Consider the following 13,892-nt stretch of genomic DNA (forward strand, 5'->3'; position numbering starts at 1 on the left):
CGATCACGAGTATTTAGCCTTGGAGGATGGTCCCCCCATATTCAGACAGGATTTCACGTGTCCCGCCCTACTTGTCTAACGCCTAGTACCACCGATTTGATTTCGCTTACGGGACTATCACCCACTACGGTTGACCTTTCCAGATCATTCAACTATCAAATCGACTATCACGTTAAGGCTGGTCCGGTTTCGTTCGCCACTACTTCCGGAATCTCGGTTGATTTCTTTTCCTCAGGCTACTGAGATGGTTCAGTTCACCTGGTTAGCTTCGCTACACCTATGTATTCAGTGTAGGATACGACATCGCTGTCGTGGGTTCCCCCATTCGGACATCTACGGATCAAAGCTTGTTTGTCAGCTCCCCGTAGCTTTTCGCAGACTACCACGTCCTTCATCGCCTGTGATCGCCAAGGCATCCGCCGCATGCACTTATTCGCTTGATCCTATAACGCTTTAGGCTAATTATAGGATTATGAGTTTTCGCGTTGTGCCGTTCATCACTCACAATATCCACATTGATTAATCAATGCGCTATCTATATTGAGAACTATTTGAACAAAATTGTTGATTTTGCAATCACAACCCGCATATTCACACATCCCGATATATTATCGCGATGCATCATGAATACACTTCGTTGTGCTTTTTCCAGATTGTTAAAGAACAAGTTAAAACCATCGAGCTAATCAGCCCAACGAGCAGTACCGTCTAAAAAAACGATACTGGTCGTTGAACTGAGCCATACACCGCTTTTTTCGGCCAACGCCGAGGCGTGCAATGTCTCAATTCCTTCCATGAACCAAACTTGCCAACAACGCTGTTGGCAAGTAAACGCCAACCCAATCAACACCGCTAAAATAATGGTGGAGGATGACGGGATCGAACCGACGACCCCCTGCTTGCAAAGCAGGTGCTCTCCCAGCTGAGCTAATCCCCCGAGGTAAATCGTGGTGGGTCAAGTTGGAATCGAACCAACGACCCCCGCCTTATCAAGACGGTGCTCTAACCGACTGAGCTACTGACCCAATTGTTGTGTTGCCAGGTGTTGATCGACCTTGGTCATGGAACTTGTTAACAGCCAATAAGTGTGGACGCTTTCGCTTCGTGAGCACGCGCTCTGAAAGGAGGTGATCCAGCCGCACCTTCCGATACGGCTACCTTGTTACGACTTCACCCCAGTCATGAATCCCACCGTGGTAAGCGCCCTCCTTGCGGTTAGGCTACCTACTTCTGGTGAAACCCACTTCCATGGTGTGACGGGCGGTGTGTACAAGACCCGGGAACGTATTCACCGCGGCATTCTGATCCGCGATTACTAGCGATTCCGACTTCACGCAGTCGAGTTGCAGACTGCGATCCGGACTACGATCAGGTTTCTGGGATTAGCTCCCCCTCGCGGGTTGGCGACCCTCTGTCCTGACCATTGTATGACGTGTGAAGCCCTACGCATAAGGGCCATGAGGACTTGACGTCATCCCCACCTTCCTCCGGTTTGTCACCGGCAGTCTCATTAGAGTGCTCTTTCGTAGCAACTAATGACAAGGGTTGCGCTCGTTGCGGGACTTAACCCAACATCTCACGACACGAGCTGACGACAGCCATGCAGCACCTGTGTTCCGGTTCCCTTGCGGGCACTCCTCAATCTCTTAAGGATTCCAGACATGTCAAGCGTAGGTAAGGTTTTTCGCGTTGCATCGAATTAATCCACATCATCCACCGCTTGTGCGGGTCCCCGTCAATTCCTTTGAGTTTTAATCTTGCGACCGTACTCCCCAGGCGGTCAACTTCACGCGTTAGCTGCGCTACTAAAGCCTATTGGCCCCAACAGCTAGTTGACATCGTTTAGGGCGTGGACTACCAGGGTATCTAATCCTGTTTGCTCCCCACGCTTTCGTACCTGAGCGTCAGTATTATCCCAGGGGGCTGCCTTCGCCATCGGTATTCCTCCACATATCTACGCATTTCACTGCTACACGTGGAATTCTACCCCCTCTGACATACTCTAGCTAGGCAGTTAAGAATGCAGTTCCAAGGTTGAGCCCTGGGATTTCACATCCTTCTTTCCTAGCCGCCTGCGTACCCTTTACGCCCAGTAATTCCGATTAACGCTTGCACCCTACGTATTACCGCGGCTGCTGGCACGTAGTTAGCCGGTGCTTATTCTACAGGTACCGTCATTAGCACCGCTTATTAGGCAGTGCCGTTTCTTCCCTGTCAAAAGTACTTTACAACCCGAAGGCCTTCATCATACACGCGGGATGGCTGGATCAGGGTTCCCCCCATTGTCCAAAATTCCCCACTGCTGCCTCCCGTAGGAGTCTGGGCCGTGTCTCAGTCCCAGTGTGGCTGGTCGTCCTCTCAAACCAGCTACGGATCGTCGCCTTGGTAGGCCTTTACCCCACCAACTAGCTAATCCGATATCGGCCGCTCCAATAGTGAGAGGTTCTAAAAGAATCCCCCCTTTCCCCCGTAGGGCGTATGCGGTATTAGCCACTCTTTCGAGTAGTTATCCCCCGCTACTGGGCACGTTCCGATATATTACTCACCCGTCCGCCACTCGCCACCAAGAGAGCAAGCTCTCTCGTGCTGCCGTTCGACTTGCATGTGTAAAGCATCCCGCTAGCGTTCAATCTGAGCCAGGATCAAACTCTTCAGTTTAATCTCTGTTTTCGTTTGCTTCGCCCTATAAATAGGACTCAGCGGAGTGTACTCAAAGAAATCTTCAGTGTATGCACAAGGCAATACTAAAAACTTCTTTATGTGAGCACTTGATTTTAACTTTGTGGCGAATCTTCGTGAGAAGATTGGCTCACTCATTCCAAGCGCCCACACTTATCGGCTGTTAAATTTTTAAAGAACGGGTCGACATCAATTGGTCACAATCAACATCCATACTGCCTGTACTGCGTTATTCTGCACTGCCTGCCGGCCCACCGAAGTGGTGCACCGCAACCAGAGAAACGAGATTATGAAGCATCTAAATTTGTTTGTCAAGCAATTTGTTGGAAGAAGTAAAACTAAAACACTTTCAACATACCGCCTAACCCACCTGCCTCGATCTCTCGTAAACCTAAATACTTAAACGCCGTGTCAGCACCGTACTTCCTGGCACCTTAAACACGACCGTTAAACATTGAGGTTTACGTCCCTGCTGTACTGCTACCTGCCCGGCAATAACTGCGCTGCCGTCTTCCCACTTGTTTGCTACAAGCTTACTACTTAGCTTCCTGCTTCTCTTTCGCTTCTGGCTATGGCCTGCTTTCGTTTTCACAAAAGCCGCTGCAGTAGCGAAGCAGTAAACTATAGCACTGCTTTTTGCTGGCTGTCAACTAAAAGTTAACAGCTGGCACCGAAGTGCCGTTGCCACTCATTGCAAAAACGCTGTGATGATTTGAAGCTGCCCTTTGGGCTAAGCGGGAATCGGTACAGCTAATGCGTTGAGCGCTTCGTGGCGGTTAATAAGGGTAAACCCGAATTGGTTGCTGCGAAGAAGACGAACTATAGCACCCCTAATTCGGCCTTGGCAAGCCTTTTACGGCTTTTATTTACGGTTTAATTTAATTCCGCAAAAATAGAAAAGCTAAGTCATTGATTTAGCTGCCCTATTCTATATTTAACTCTCCTATCCTATATTTAGCTGCAGCTTAAAAACTTATTTCCGTCGTCTCCTTAATGGTCTGCATCGCAAAACTGGTGCGCATATCCACGACACTAGGGTGTTGCATCAGTTTGTCCATCGCAAAACGGGAGAACTGCTCTAAGCTTGCTACTTGTACTCGCAATAAGTAATCCATCTCTCCTGACATGGCGAAACACTCCACCACTTCAGGCCATGCCTGCACATCACGGGCAAAATCAGAATATGACGTACCCGAACCCCGATTACTCTTATTTAGCCGGATCGACACATACGCTAACAGGCCCACGCCCACTTTTATGGGATCAAGTATGGCCACATAGCGCTTAATCACACCCAGCTCTTCCAAGTGACGCACCCGCCGTAAGCACGGGCTGGGAGACAGCGACACCTTATCCGCTAAGTCCTGATTACTCAGGCGACCCTCTTTTGGAGATGGTGCAATATATGATGGTCGGTACGATCCAGGGGAACTTTGGGCATAAATCACTCCTGCCCACCTATTTTTGGGCAGTAAATAGCTGAAAGCTTCAATTTACCTTCTGTATTAGCAATCGTCTGCTAGGGGCTTCTACGTAGAATGAAACTATAAATAATCACATCAGGCTTGCACCTGCTGGAGGTAGACATGAGCACTTCTTTTACACCCTGGGCGAATCCAATGGGCACCTGCGGGTTTGAATTCATTGAATACACCGGCCCCGACCCCAAAGCATTGGCCAAGGTATTTATTAAGCTGGGCTTCAAGGCCATCGCAAAACATCGAACCCGAGATGTCACCTTATATAGACAAGGGGACATTAACTTTTTGATCAACGCAGAAGAAGATTCCTTCGCCCAGCGCTTTGCATCCTTACATGGCCCATCAATTTGCGCGATTGCATTGCGTGTCGACGATGCAGCCGCAGCCATGAAGCGAGCCATCAGTCTAGGGGCATGGAAAGTAGAGTCTGGAAGTGGTCCGATGGAACTTAACATTCCGGCAATCAAGGGAATTGGCGATTCGTTGATTTACCTGGTTGACCGCTGGCGCGGCAAAGACGGGCACCACGGAATTGGAGACATCAGTATTTACGACGTGGATTTCGTATCGCTAAATCCAGGGCAGGCAGATGACGACCTGCGACACATTGGCGCAGGTTTAGAGTTAGTGGATCATCTAACACACAATGTACACAAAGGCCGGATGCAGGAATGGGCAGATTTTTACGAACGAATTTTCAATTTCAAAGAACTTCGCTATTTTGACATTGAAGGAAAGGTAACAGGCGTAAAGTCAAAAGCCATGACCTCACCCTGCGGCAACATTCGCATTCCCATCAACGAAGAAGGCACCGAAGAAAAGGGTCAAATTCAGGAGTACCTCGACATATATAAAGGCGAAGGCATTCAGCATATCGCCTTCTCTACGAATGACATCTATGCGACGGTAGAACATTTAAGGCAGTCAGGCATGCAATTTCTAAATACGCCTGACACCTACTACGAACTGTTAGTCCAAAGGCTTCCCAACCATGGTGAAGATGTTGGCCGCCTTCGTCAGAATCAAATCTTATTAGATGGCGCTGCAGACGGAGGCTTACTGCTGCAAATTTTTACTACCAATCAGATCGGTCCGATTTTCTTTGAGATTATTCAGCGCAAAGGCAATGATGGATTTGGGGAAGGCAATTTCAAAGCGCTGTTTGAGTCCATTGAACTGGACCAAATGCGCAGGGGTGTGCTGAAAACAATGGAGTGACAAACCGAGCCCAAAGGCAAAAAGCGGACATCTGTATAAAGATATCCGCTTTTATTCCTTAGCTCGTAGCTATCTATATAGGCTGAGGCGCTAGACGAGGGCACCCTGCTCAGCTTTCACTTTTTAATTAATGCCTTAAAGCGGTCACGAAATGCCGCGACCTTAGGCCGGATTACAAACTGGCAGTAGCCCTGAGTCGGATTAAGTTCGTAATAGTTTTGATGCTCTGGCTCGGCAGGCCAGAATCGATCTGCCCCTCGGATTTGGGTTACCACTGGCACGCCTAGAGCACGCTCGACTTCAGGAATAATATTCTGTACTGCCTCACGCTGCTCTTCATCCTGGCAAAAAACCGCTGAGGCATATTGTGGCCCTATATCATTGCCCTGCCTGTCAACAGTCGTTGGGTCATGTACCGTAAAAAACACCATCAACAAATCATCAAACGAAATTTGACTTGGATCAAAGCGAACCTGCACAACCTCGATATGGCCTGTAGCTTTCCCACACACCTCTTCGTAGCTGGGGTTTTCTGTTTTTCCTCCGGCATAGCCTGGCAGAACTTGCGTCACACCCTTAAGCTGGTTAAATACTGGCTCAACACACCAGAAACACCCTCCTCCCAACACCGCAATTTTAGACATTCCCATCTCCTGACTAAGACTTCATTTAGAGTGTGACTAAACCACTCACTACAGATCGCGTTACTATCAGCGATCTAATGCACCTACTACTACGATCATGCTAATACATCCACAGTTTAATCCTATCGCTCTGCAGCTTGGGCCTATCACCATCCACTGGTACGGCCTAATGTATTTAATTGGTTTTGGCCTGGTGTGGGTGCTGGGCAATCGGCGTATACGGCAAGGCCATGCCCCTGTTAGCAAACAAGGCCTTGAAGACTTGATTTTTTATTGCGTTGCTGGGGTCGTGCTGGGAGGCCGTCTGGGATATGTGGTTTTTTATAAACTGGATTACTACCTGGCCCATCCGATAGAAATTCTCTATGTATGGGAAGGCGGTATGGCCTTTCATGGCGGACTGCTAGGGGTACTGCTCGCCATCACTCTCTATGCCCGAAAGATCAACACCCGTTTCTTTGTAGTCAGCGACTTTTTAGCACCCCTTATACCCTTGGGCCTGGCAGCTGGCCGCCTGGGAAACTTCATAAACGGCGAACTATGGGGAAGAGCCACGACCATGCCCTGGGGTATGATTTTCCCGCAGGCCCAAGACGGCGGCATAGTCAGGCATCCGTCACAGCTATATCAAATGGGCCTCGAAGGGCTTGCCCTCTTTGCCATACTTTGGTGGTTTAGCTCTCGCCCCCGCCCAGTGGGACAAACCAGTGGTCTGTTTTTAATAGCTTATGGTGTGTTTAGGTTTCTAGCGGAATTTACCCGCGAACCCGATGACTTTCTTGGTCTGCTGACTGGTGGTTTATCAATGGGACAGATCCTGTCTATCCCAATGATCGCCATCGGCGTATTTATTTACTATTTTGTAAGTAAATCGACCCGCTCACCGAAACACTAATATTTTCCGTACCGCTTTCGAGAGACAGGCTTTCTGCACTGGCTGCCGCACCAACGGAATCGCTGGCCATCATTGCCTGTTTCATTACGGGTCGGTAATTTGCCCCTGAGCCACCTACGTTAACGTCTTTATAGCGATATGTCACAAAACCCATGTTTTCTGAAATAATCTGCGCTCGTGCCTGAAAGTTATCGATAGCTTCTTTAAGCAGGTTTTTCTCATACTCAGCCCGAGCCTGCGGGGAAACGGAAAAGCTGAGGCGGGAAACAGGCATGCGATCACTTAGCTGGGCCGCCAATTTGCCCGCCGCCTGGATATCGGTGGACTCTAGCTTTAGCTCGGCACGGCCTCGCCAGCCAGATATGGCTCCCTTACGGTCGCTGGTAGGATACACCTGATATCCACTGCTACTAACCTTGATCTCAGTTTGCTTTTTAGCCTCCGCAAGTACAGAGTCTACAACTTTGCGCAACTGCTCATCGACCTTGACTTGCGTCGCTTCGTTAAATTCAGTGGCCAAATAAATAGTGACCGTATCTTGCTGAACTTCGGTGACGGCCTCGGACTGCAAACTAACCACTGGTGGACGCTTGGCCAAGTATGAGGATTCGTCATCGGTGTGGGCCTGAGCCGACGTAGCAACCATGGCGCCAATACCGAACACTGCGGCTAACAAGGCTGTGGAATAGATGCGTTTCTTCAACATAGATGGACTCCAGTTAAAAATAAAGCCCGCCAAATTGGCGGGCTTTGAAAGTGTGCCCCACCTGTGCCGTCAAGGCCGGCATCCTGGAAACCGAAGGTCCAAGAGTGGCTGCCATCAGATAAGTTTCGGGTTCGCTAGCTTGTAGCGATCTCACCTGCTTATAAATCCAGCAGCCTGATGCCAAAAGCATTGGTTCAAGGAATGTATGGCCACGTCACGAACACGGCAGGGGCTTAACTTGTAAGGTTAGTGCTAGAACATCATTTTTTGCACTAACCGATTTTTTATCGAGTAGTAGGGTCGGGCCCCACAACTTGATCTATTAACTGGTGCATGTCTTCTATTCTACGCTTGAAATCGCCTAATGCAACGTTTCCGAGCGGACCGTCTGGCGCACGCACCGATAAAAGTTCGATTGCCACCTGAATTGCAGTCATTACGGCGATGCGTTCGTTTCCTGAAACCCGCCCGCTCTCTTGGATTCGCTGCATTCGGCGGTCCACATGTGAGACAGCAGCCAAAAGGTTTTCTTTTTCAGATGGCGCACAAGCCAGAGAGTAGTCCCGGCCTAATAATGATATATCTACGCGTTCCATGTGTTATTCCTGAGGTGGATTACCGGGTAATCGCAGCAAAATCGAAGCCACTTGCACACGAGCATCTTCGGCCACATTGCGCAACGCTTGCGTCTGTTGCTGACTAAGCTGTAATTGGGTTTTAAGCTTAGCCGTCTCATCCTGGTGCTGCACGAGCTCTACAAACAAGGCTTCCTGGACCTGCTCAGCCTGTTTTTTGGCAGCTTCTATATCTGCTTGGTGGCGCACAGAGACCTCGGCAACAGAAGCGTACTCATCTTGCTGTTTTTCGAGCGTTTCACGCAAGGAGTCGCGCTCGTGCTCGAGTGTCTTCAAACGCGCAAGCAAAGAAGCGCGCTCGGCTTTGAGCTGACCCGTATAGGCAGCCAGCTTACTGATACGATCGGCGAGGTTGTTGAGATCCTGCAGCATAGGCGATGTCGTTTGCAATGAAACTCTCGAGAGTCGATTAAAAATACATGTGCATCATAACCGCTGGATGCGACTTTTAATAATGAATGAGCCTAACACTTGTGTAACCAAAATGTAATGGCATAGGCCCTCATGCTTATTCTAAACTAGACAAGGCATTCAATGCACAGGCATCATCATAGTTTTTAGAAACCATACACAGCCATTTATATCGCTTCGCGCGCTTGAGATTTACTGGGAGTAACGAATGCCGTCGATCCAAAAAAATGTATGCCCCCATGCCCCCTGCGAAAATCGCCTTTATAGGTCTGGGCGTCATGGGCTTTCCTATGGCCGGTCATCTGGCGCGCGCAGGCAATGAGCTTACCGTCTATAACCGCACTGCCACGAAGGCTGAAGACTGGCAACGCGAGTTTGCCAATCAAACAGCGAGCACACCGGCCCTTGCCGCCAAAGATGCCGACTACGTGATTTTCTGTGTGGGCAACGACCACGACCTGCGTGAAGTCGTCGCCGGGCCCGAAGGCGCTTTAAAAATGGCAAAGCCAGGAGCCCTGTTCATTGACCATACTACTGCCTCTGCCCAAGTCGCGCGTGAACTCGCTACGCTCTGTGCCAGCAAGGGCGTCGGATTCATGGATGCACCTATCTCAGGCGGCCAGGGCGGCGCAGTGGCAGGAAAGCTCAGCATCATGTGTGGTGGCACCCAAGAGCAATTTGAAAAGGCCCTGCCCTATCTAGAAATCTACGGCACCATCATTGAGTTGCTCGGCGATGTGGGCGCTGGCCAATTATGCAAAATGGTCAACCAGATTTGCGTAGTTGGCGTACTTCAGGGGCTGGCTGAAGGGTTGGCCTTCGGCGAGCTTTCAGGCTTGAACATGGAGAAGGTCATTAAAGTGGTGGGCGGAGGTGCAGGCGCCAGTTGGCAGATGCACAATCGAAGCCATACGATGCTGAACCGCGAGTTCGATTTTGGATTTGCAGTTGACTGGATGCGTAAAGACTTGGGGCTGGTACTCAATGAAGCACGCAGCAACGGGGCACGTTTACCGATTACCGCATTAATCGATCAGCTCTATGCACAAATTCAAGCAAATGGCGGTGGCCGTCTGGATAACTCAAGCTTGATTGCGCTGCTGGGCAAGAGCTCAGGCAATGCTGATTAATACAAAAAAGGCGACGCACTATAAATGCGTTGCCTTTTCTGCAGAACTACTCAGTAGGGGTTATCAGCGCTTTAGGGGCGTAGCCTGATTTAGACCCCTGATGCACCCTCTGACGTAAATACCTAGCCTCTTGACGATGGCTAAACAACAAGCTCGAAAGCTCGTTTAAAGCTTGAAAGTAAACATCTCGCTTAAAATCGATAACGGCGTCTAACGGAACCCAGTATTGGCTCCAACGCCAGGCATCAAATTCAGGCGTAGACGAGCTACGTAAACTAACATCGCTATCACGGCCCACCATACGTAACAAAAACCAAATTTGTTTTTGTCCTTTATAGTGACCACGTGAATCGCGGCGTACAAAGTGATTGGGTACGTTATAACGCAACCAATCACGGGTCCGTCCTAAAATACGTACATGTTCAGGGAGTAATCCGACCTCTTCGTAAAGTTCACGGTACATGGCCTGCACCGGGCTTTCGCCGTATCGGATACCGCCTTGTGGAAATTGCCAGGCGTGTTCTCGGATACGCTTCCCCCAAAACACTTCGTTCTTGCGGTTAGCAAGAATTATTCCAACGTTAGGACGGTAGCCTTCACGATCTAACATAGGCCACCTCTATACAAATTCAATACAATTACTGCAATTATACGTATCACACGAGTTCACTACCATGCATGCTAGCCAGTTTCACATTAATACGCTAAAAGAAGCGCCTGCCGAAGCCGATGTCAGTAGCCACCAGCTCATGACCCGAGCCGGCATGATCCGTAAAGCAGCGGGAGGAATCTACTCCTATATGCCGCTTGGATTAAAGGTTTTACGCAAAATAGAAAAGATCGTCCGAGAAGAAATGGACCGCGCAGGCGCCCTGGAATTGCTGATGCCCGTGGTTCAGCCCGCTGAGCTTTGGCAAGAGTCTGGCCGCTGGGATTTATACGGCGAAGAGTTACTACGCCTTAAAGATCGCCATAATCGCGACTTCGTCCTGCAACCCACTTCTGAAGAAGTCATCACTGACATTGCCCGCAACGAAATTCATAGCTGGCGTCAATTACCCGTCAACTTCTATCACATTCAAACCAAATTTCGCGACGAACGCCGTCCACGCTTTGGTTTAATGCGCGGCCGCGAATTCACCATGAAAGATGCGTACTCGTTTGACCGTGACGCAGAATCGGCACAAGGCAGTTACGATGCCATGTTTAGCGCCTACATGCGTATATTCGAGCGTCTGGGCCTGAATTTTCGTGCAGTCGCTGCGGATACGGGTTCGATCGGCGGCTCTCGCAGCCACGAATTCCAGGTTATTGCAGACACAGGCGAAGACGAAATCGTCTATAACGCCGACTCCGACTATGCCGCCAACATTGAGCTAGCTGCTGCACCGTGCTTAATCAGCAAGCGCGCAGCACCAGCCGAAGCTCTTGCAAAAACTGAAACTCCAAACGCCCCTAAGTGTGAACTGGTTGCCGAGCAGCTGAAGCGCCCGCTCAGCGACACCGTCAAATCAGTCGTTTTGGCTACCGATGCCCCCGAGGCTGGCGGTGAAACCAAGATCTGGCTGCTGCTGGTGCGCGGCGATCATGACGTCAATGAAATCAAGGTGGCAAAACTGCCTGGCTTCGAGCACGAGCACCGTCTGGCAACAGAAGAAGAGATTCTCGATACCTTCGGCTGCAAGCCAGGCTATCTGGGGCCTATCAATACACTAAAGCCGGTAAGCGTCATCGCCGACACCACGGTGGCCAACATGAGTGACTTCATTTGCGGGGCCAACGACGAAGGCTATCACTACACTGGTATCAACTGGGGCCGCGACCTGCCAGAGCCCCTGATCGCCGACTTACGCAATGTAGTACAAGGCGACCCTGATCCTGAAGGCGGCACGCTCTCTATACAGCGTGGTATTGAGGTAGGGCACATATTCTTCCTGGGCGACACATACTCCAAAAACTTCAGGCTACCTATTTAGATACAGACGGTAAGCCTCGCCTGATGCAAATGGGGTGCTATGGGATTGGTATCAGCCGTATTGCGGCAGCCGCAATAGAACAAAACCATGATGACAAAGGCATTATCTGGCCACGAGCCATCGCCCCTTTCGAGGTCGTCATCTGCGGCCTGAGCCTGCACAAAAGCGAAGCCGTTCGAGAGCATGCCGAAGCCCTTTATACTCAGCTAAAGGATCAGGGAGTAGAGGTCATACTTGATGACCGCGATACACGTCCGGGCGTCATGTTTGCTGACTGGGAGCTCATCGGGGTGCCGGTCCGTATTACGATTGGTGACCGTGGCCTGAAAGAAAACATCATCGAAATACAGGCTCGACATAATGGTCAGACGGTAAAGGTAGCTCCTGCAGAAGCCCTGAATACAACGTTAAGCTTACTCGAAACGCTTTAACAGTGTAGCTGGCAGTGGGTCGTTCGCTGCCAGCTATTGATTAGCTCCTCATCGCAATTTCAGCTTCTTTATTTACCCACAATTACAAAGTCATGCCAGTTGAAAACACAAGCACTGCCTCCGAACTGTATATTCGCGTATATTACGAGGACACCGATGCAGGCGGCATCGTGTTTTACGCGAACTATCTGAAATTTTTTGAGCGTGCTCGCACAGAATGGCTACGCTCCCTGGGCATCAGTCAATCAGAAATGGCGACAACGACAGGGCAAGTCTTTGTGGTCAAAGATGTTGAAATACAATATCGTAAGCCAGCGGGCCTGGATGACTTGCTTTGTATACGTAGCACCATTACTCATATCGGCGCAGCTTCGGTAACTTTCCACCAGACTGCCACCCTTGCTGAGGAACTGTTATGTACGAGCAGCATCCAAGTAGTTTGCGTAGATGCTTCCACGCTACGCCCTGCAAAATTTAATCACGAACTACGTTTATCTTTGGAAAAGGCGCAAGACTGATCATGCAACCCACAGGCGACCTGTCGCTATTGACACTTCTATTTGATGCAAGCGTACCCGTCCAACTGGTGATGCTATTGCTTCTCGGGATTTCCGTTCTTTCCTGGGCATACATCTTTAGTAAACGAGCTACGTTAAAACGCACCCACGAACAAACTCGTCGTTTTGAAGATGACTTCTGGACAGGTGGCGATCTCAGTGTGTTGCAGCAAGCCATTCATACCCGCCGGGACGAACATGGTGCCTTGGCCCGTATTTTTGAATCCGGCATGACTGAATTCCTAAAGGCCCGGCGTGGTACCCAGCGCGGTGACGCCCTGCTTGACGGGCCTCGTCGTGCCATGCGGGCTACTTACCAACGTGAGCTGGACGCGCTTGAATCTAATTTAAGCTTTTTAGCATCGGCCGGCTCAGTTAGCCCATACATTGGGCTGCTCGGAACCGTCTGGGGCATTATGCACGCTTTTATCGGCTTGTCCGGAGCGCAGTCAGCAACGCTGGCTTCAGTTGCTCCAGGTATTGCTGAAGCGCTGATCGCCACCGCTATTGGTCTTTTTGCAGCCATTCCTGCCGTAGTGGCTTACAACCGATATACAACCGAAATAGATCGTTTGTCGATTCGCTTCGATGGCTTTATCGACGAGTTCTTGAATATCTTGCAACGCCAGGTTCAATAATGCCCTCTATTCGAGCAAGTACAAGCCGTGGACGCCGCCGACTAAAAAACGAGATCAACGTCGTACCCTATATTGACGTGATGTTGGTACTACTGGTTATTTTTATGGTTACGGCTCCCATGATCACACCCGGCATTATTGACATGCCAACAGTCGGTCAAGCCTCTGAGGTTCCGGCCGCGCCCATTGAAGTACAGGTCGACCAAGACGGACAGCTATCCATACGTTTGCGCGACGGTGCAGCCGAGTTTCATAACATCAATAAAGACAGTCTTATTGATGAGGTGAGGCTCTTGGCACTAAACGAAAACCCCGTTGTGATCGCGGCGGACGGAAAAGTCTCCTACGAGTCCGTCATGGAGCTCATGGATCAACTCCGCTCCAGTGGTTTTACCCGTCTGGGTTTTTTAGTAAACACGGACGAGTAATCGAAAATACGGTGTTCCAGCCTGATACTCGTTATGCTTAACGTCGTTACTTTGTGGGCTCAC

At 49.9% G+C, this 13,892-nt stretch carries 11 protein-coding genes, 2 tRNA genes, 2 rRNA genes, 1 other RNA gene and 2 pseudogenes; 7 read left to right on the plus strand and 11 right to left on the minus strand.

Annotated features, from left to right (window positions below; translation table 11 throughout):
- The 5 genes and pseudogenes from L1889_RS00005 to L1889_RS00025 all read right to left on the minus strand — a co-directional run.
- Positions 1-443: ribosomal RNA gene (locus tag L1889_RS00005) — 23S ribosomal RNA — on the minus strand; the annotation flags it as partial.
- A gap of 418 nt (positions 444-861) precedes the next feature.
- Positions 862-937: transfer RNA gene (locus tag L1889_RS00010), tRNA-Ala, on the minus strand.
- Between the two features lie 11 nt (positions 938-948).
- A tRNA-Ile gene (locus L1889_RS00015) sits at positions 949-1,025 on the minus strand.
- Positions 1,026-1,120: 95 nt separating this feature from the next.
- Positions 1,121-2,658, minus strand: a 16S ribosomal RNA gene (locus L1889_RS00020).
- Between the two features lie 986 nt (positions 2,659-3,644).
- Positions 3,645-4,120: pseudogene (locus tag L1889_RS00025) on the minus strand (Lrp/AsnC family transcriptional regulator).
- A 145-nt stretch (positions 4,121-4,265) separates the two neighbouring features.
- Between L1889_RS00025 and hppD the strand changes: the two are divergent.
- Positions 4,266-5,378 carry a 4-hydroxyphenylpyruvate dioxygenase gene (gene hppD, locus L1889_RS00030; protein ID WP_238663290.1) on the plus strand — a complete coding sequence of 371 codons (1,113 nt, stop codon included), beginning with the start codon at positions 4,266-4,268 and terminating at the stop codon, positions 5,376-5,378.
- 116 nt (positions 5,379-5,494) lie between these two features.
- On the opposite strand, the gene msrA is transcribed toward hppD, so the two are convergent.
- Entirely contained in the window at positions 5,495-6,022 is a 528-nt protein-coding gene (gene msrA / locus L1889_RS00035) for a peptide-methionine (S)-S-oxide reductase MsrA (protein WP_238663292.1), read from the minus strand.
- Positions 6,023-6,119: 97 nt separating this feature from the next.
- Between msrA and lgt the strand changes: the two genes are divergently transcribed.
- Positions 6,120-6,917 (plus strand): prolipoprotein diacylglyceryl transferase, encoded by a 798-nt coding sequence (lgt, locus tag L1889_RS00040; protein ID WP_238663294.1) that lies wholly within the window; start codon positions 6,120-6,122, stop codon positions 6,915-6,917.
- On the opposite strand, the gene L1889_RS00045 is transcribed toward lgt, so the two are convergent.
- The 4 genes from L1889_RS00045 to L1889_RS00060 form a co-directional block, all read right to left on the minus strand.
- Positions 6,871-7,623, minus strand: coding sequence for an SIMPL domain-containing protein (locus tag L1889_RS00045; protein WP_238663296.1), 753 nt, complete (start codon positions 7,621-7,623; stop codon positions 6,871-6,873). The two genes, lgt and L1889_RS00045, sit on opposite strands and share 47 nt — an antisense overlap.
- 50 nt (positions 7,624-7,673) lie before the next feature.
- Positions 7,674-7,858: non-coding RNA, 6S RNA (ssrS, locus tag L1889_RS00050), on the minus strand.
- 49 nt (positions 7,859-7,907) lie between these two features.
- A complete protein-coding gene (locus L1889_RS00055; protein WP_238663298.1) occupies positions 7,908-8,219 on the minus strand; it encodes a cell division protein ZapA in 312 nt (103 codons plus the stop codon).
- 3 nt (positions 8,220-8,222) lie between these two features.
- On the minus strand, positions 8,223-8,648 hold the full coding sequence (locus L1889_RS00060) for a hypothetical protein (RefSeq protein WP_238663299.1): 426 nt from the start codon (positions 8,646-8,648) through the stop codon (positions 8,223-8,225).
- Positions 8,649-8,908: 260 nt separating this feature from the next.
- Here L1889_RS00060 and L1889_RS00065 point away from each other — a divergent pair, with 260 nt between their 5' ends.
- Positions 8,909-9,799 carry an NAD(P)-dependent oxidoreductase gene (locus L1889_RS00065; protein WP_238663301.1) on the plus strand — a complete coding sequence of 297 codons (891 nt, stop codon included), beginning with the start codon at positions 8,909-8,911 and terminating at the stop codon, positions 9,797-9,799.
- 46 nt (positions 9,800-9,845) lie between these two features.
- On the opposite strand, the gene L1889_RS00070 is transcribed toward L1889_RS00065, so the two are convergent.
- Entirely contained in the window at positions 9,846-10,409 is a 564-nt protein-coding gene (locus L1889_RS00070) for an RNA pyrophosphohydrolase (protein ID WP_238663303.1), read from the minus strand.
- A gap of 64 nt (positions 10,410-10,473) precedes the next feature.
- Between L1889_RS00070 and L1889_RS00075 the strand changes: the two are divergent.
- The 4 genes and pseudogenes from L1889_RS00075 (at position 10,474) to L1889_RS00090 (ending at position 13,829) form a co-directional block, all read left to right on the plus strand.
- A pseudogene (locus L1889_RS00075) lies at positions 10,474-12,206 on the plus strand (proline--tRNA ligase).
- A gap of 92 nt (positions 12,207-12,298) precedes the next feature.
- Complete coding sequence (ybgC, locus tag L1889_RS00080) at positions 12,299-12,724, plus strand: tol-pal system-associated acyl-CoA thioesterase (RefSeq protein ID WP_238663305.1); 426 nt, start codon at positions 12,299-12,301, stop codon at positions 12,722-12,724.
- A 2-nt stretch (positions 12,725-12,726) separates the two neighbouring features.
- Positions 12,727-13,401: a protein TolQ gene (gene tolQ, locus L1889_RS00085; protein ID WP_238663307.1), complete on the plus strand. Its 675-nt coding sequence runs from the start codon at positions 12,727-12,729 to the stop codon at positions 13,399-13,401.
- Complete coding sequence (locus L1889_RS00090) at positions 13,401-13,829, plus strand: ExbD/TolR family protein (RefSeq protein ID WP_238663309.1); 429 nt, start codon at positions 13,401-13,403, stop codon at positions 13,827-13,829. Before tolQ ends, L1889_RS00090 begins: the two co-directional genes overlap by 1 nt.
- The last annotated feature ends 63 nt before the right edge of the window (positions 13,830-13,892 follow it).

This window comes from Paenalcaligenes niemegkensis, from assembly GCF_022230885.1.
Lineage (GTDB): Bacteria > Pseudomonadota > Gammaproteobacteria > Burkholderiales > Burkholderiaceae_B > Paenalcaligenes > Paenalcaligenes niemegkensis.

Excerpts from the sequence above, each read along its gene's own strand:
- L1889_RS00090 (WP_238663309.1), top strand. The coding sequence starts at position 13,401 with ATGCCCTCTATTCGAGCAAGTACAAGCCGTGGACGCCGCCGACTAAAA.
- L1889_RS00045 (WP_238663296.1), bottom strand. The coding sequence starts at position 7,623 with ATGTTGAAGAAACGCATCTATTCCACAGCCTTGTTAGCCGCAGTGTTC.
- msrA (WP_238663292.1), bottom strand. The coding sequence starts at position 6,022 with ATGTCTAAAATTGCGGTGTTGGGAGGAGGGTGTTTCTGGTGTGTTGAG.
- lgt (WP_238663294.1), top strand. The coding sequence starts at position 6,120 with ATGCTAATACATCCACAGTTTAATCCTATCGCTCTGCAGCTTGGGCCT.
- L1889_RS00055 (WP_238663298.1), bottom strand. The coding sequence starts at position 8,219 with ATGGAACGCGTAGATATATCATTATTAGGCCGGGACTACTCTCTGGCT.
- tolQ (WP_238663307.1), top strand. The coding sequence starts at position 12,727 with ATGCAACCCACAGGCGACCTGTCGCTATTGACACTTCTATTTGATGCA.
- L1889_RS00065 (WP_238663301.1), top strand. The coding sequence starts at position 8,909 with ATGCCCCCTGCGAAAATCGCCTTTATAGGTCTGGGCGTCATGGGCTTT.
- hppD (WP_238663290.1), top strand. The coding sequence starts at position 4,266 with ATGAGCACTTCTTTTACACCCTGGGCGAATCCAATGGGCACCTGCGGG.
- L1889_RS00070 (WP_238663303.1), bottom strand. The coding sequence starts at position 10,409 with ATGTTAGATCGTGAAGGCTACCGTCCTAACGTTGGAATAATTCTTGCT.
- ybgC (WP_238663305.1), top strand. The coding sequence starts at position 12,299 with ATGCCAGTTGAAAACACAAGCACTGCCTCCGAACTGTATATTCGCGTA.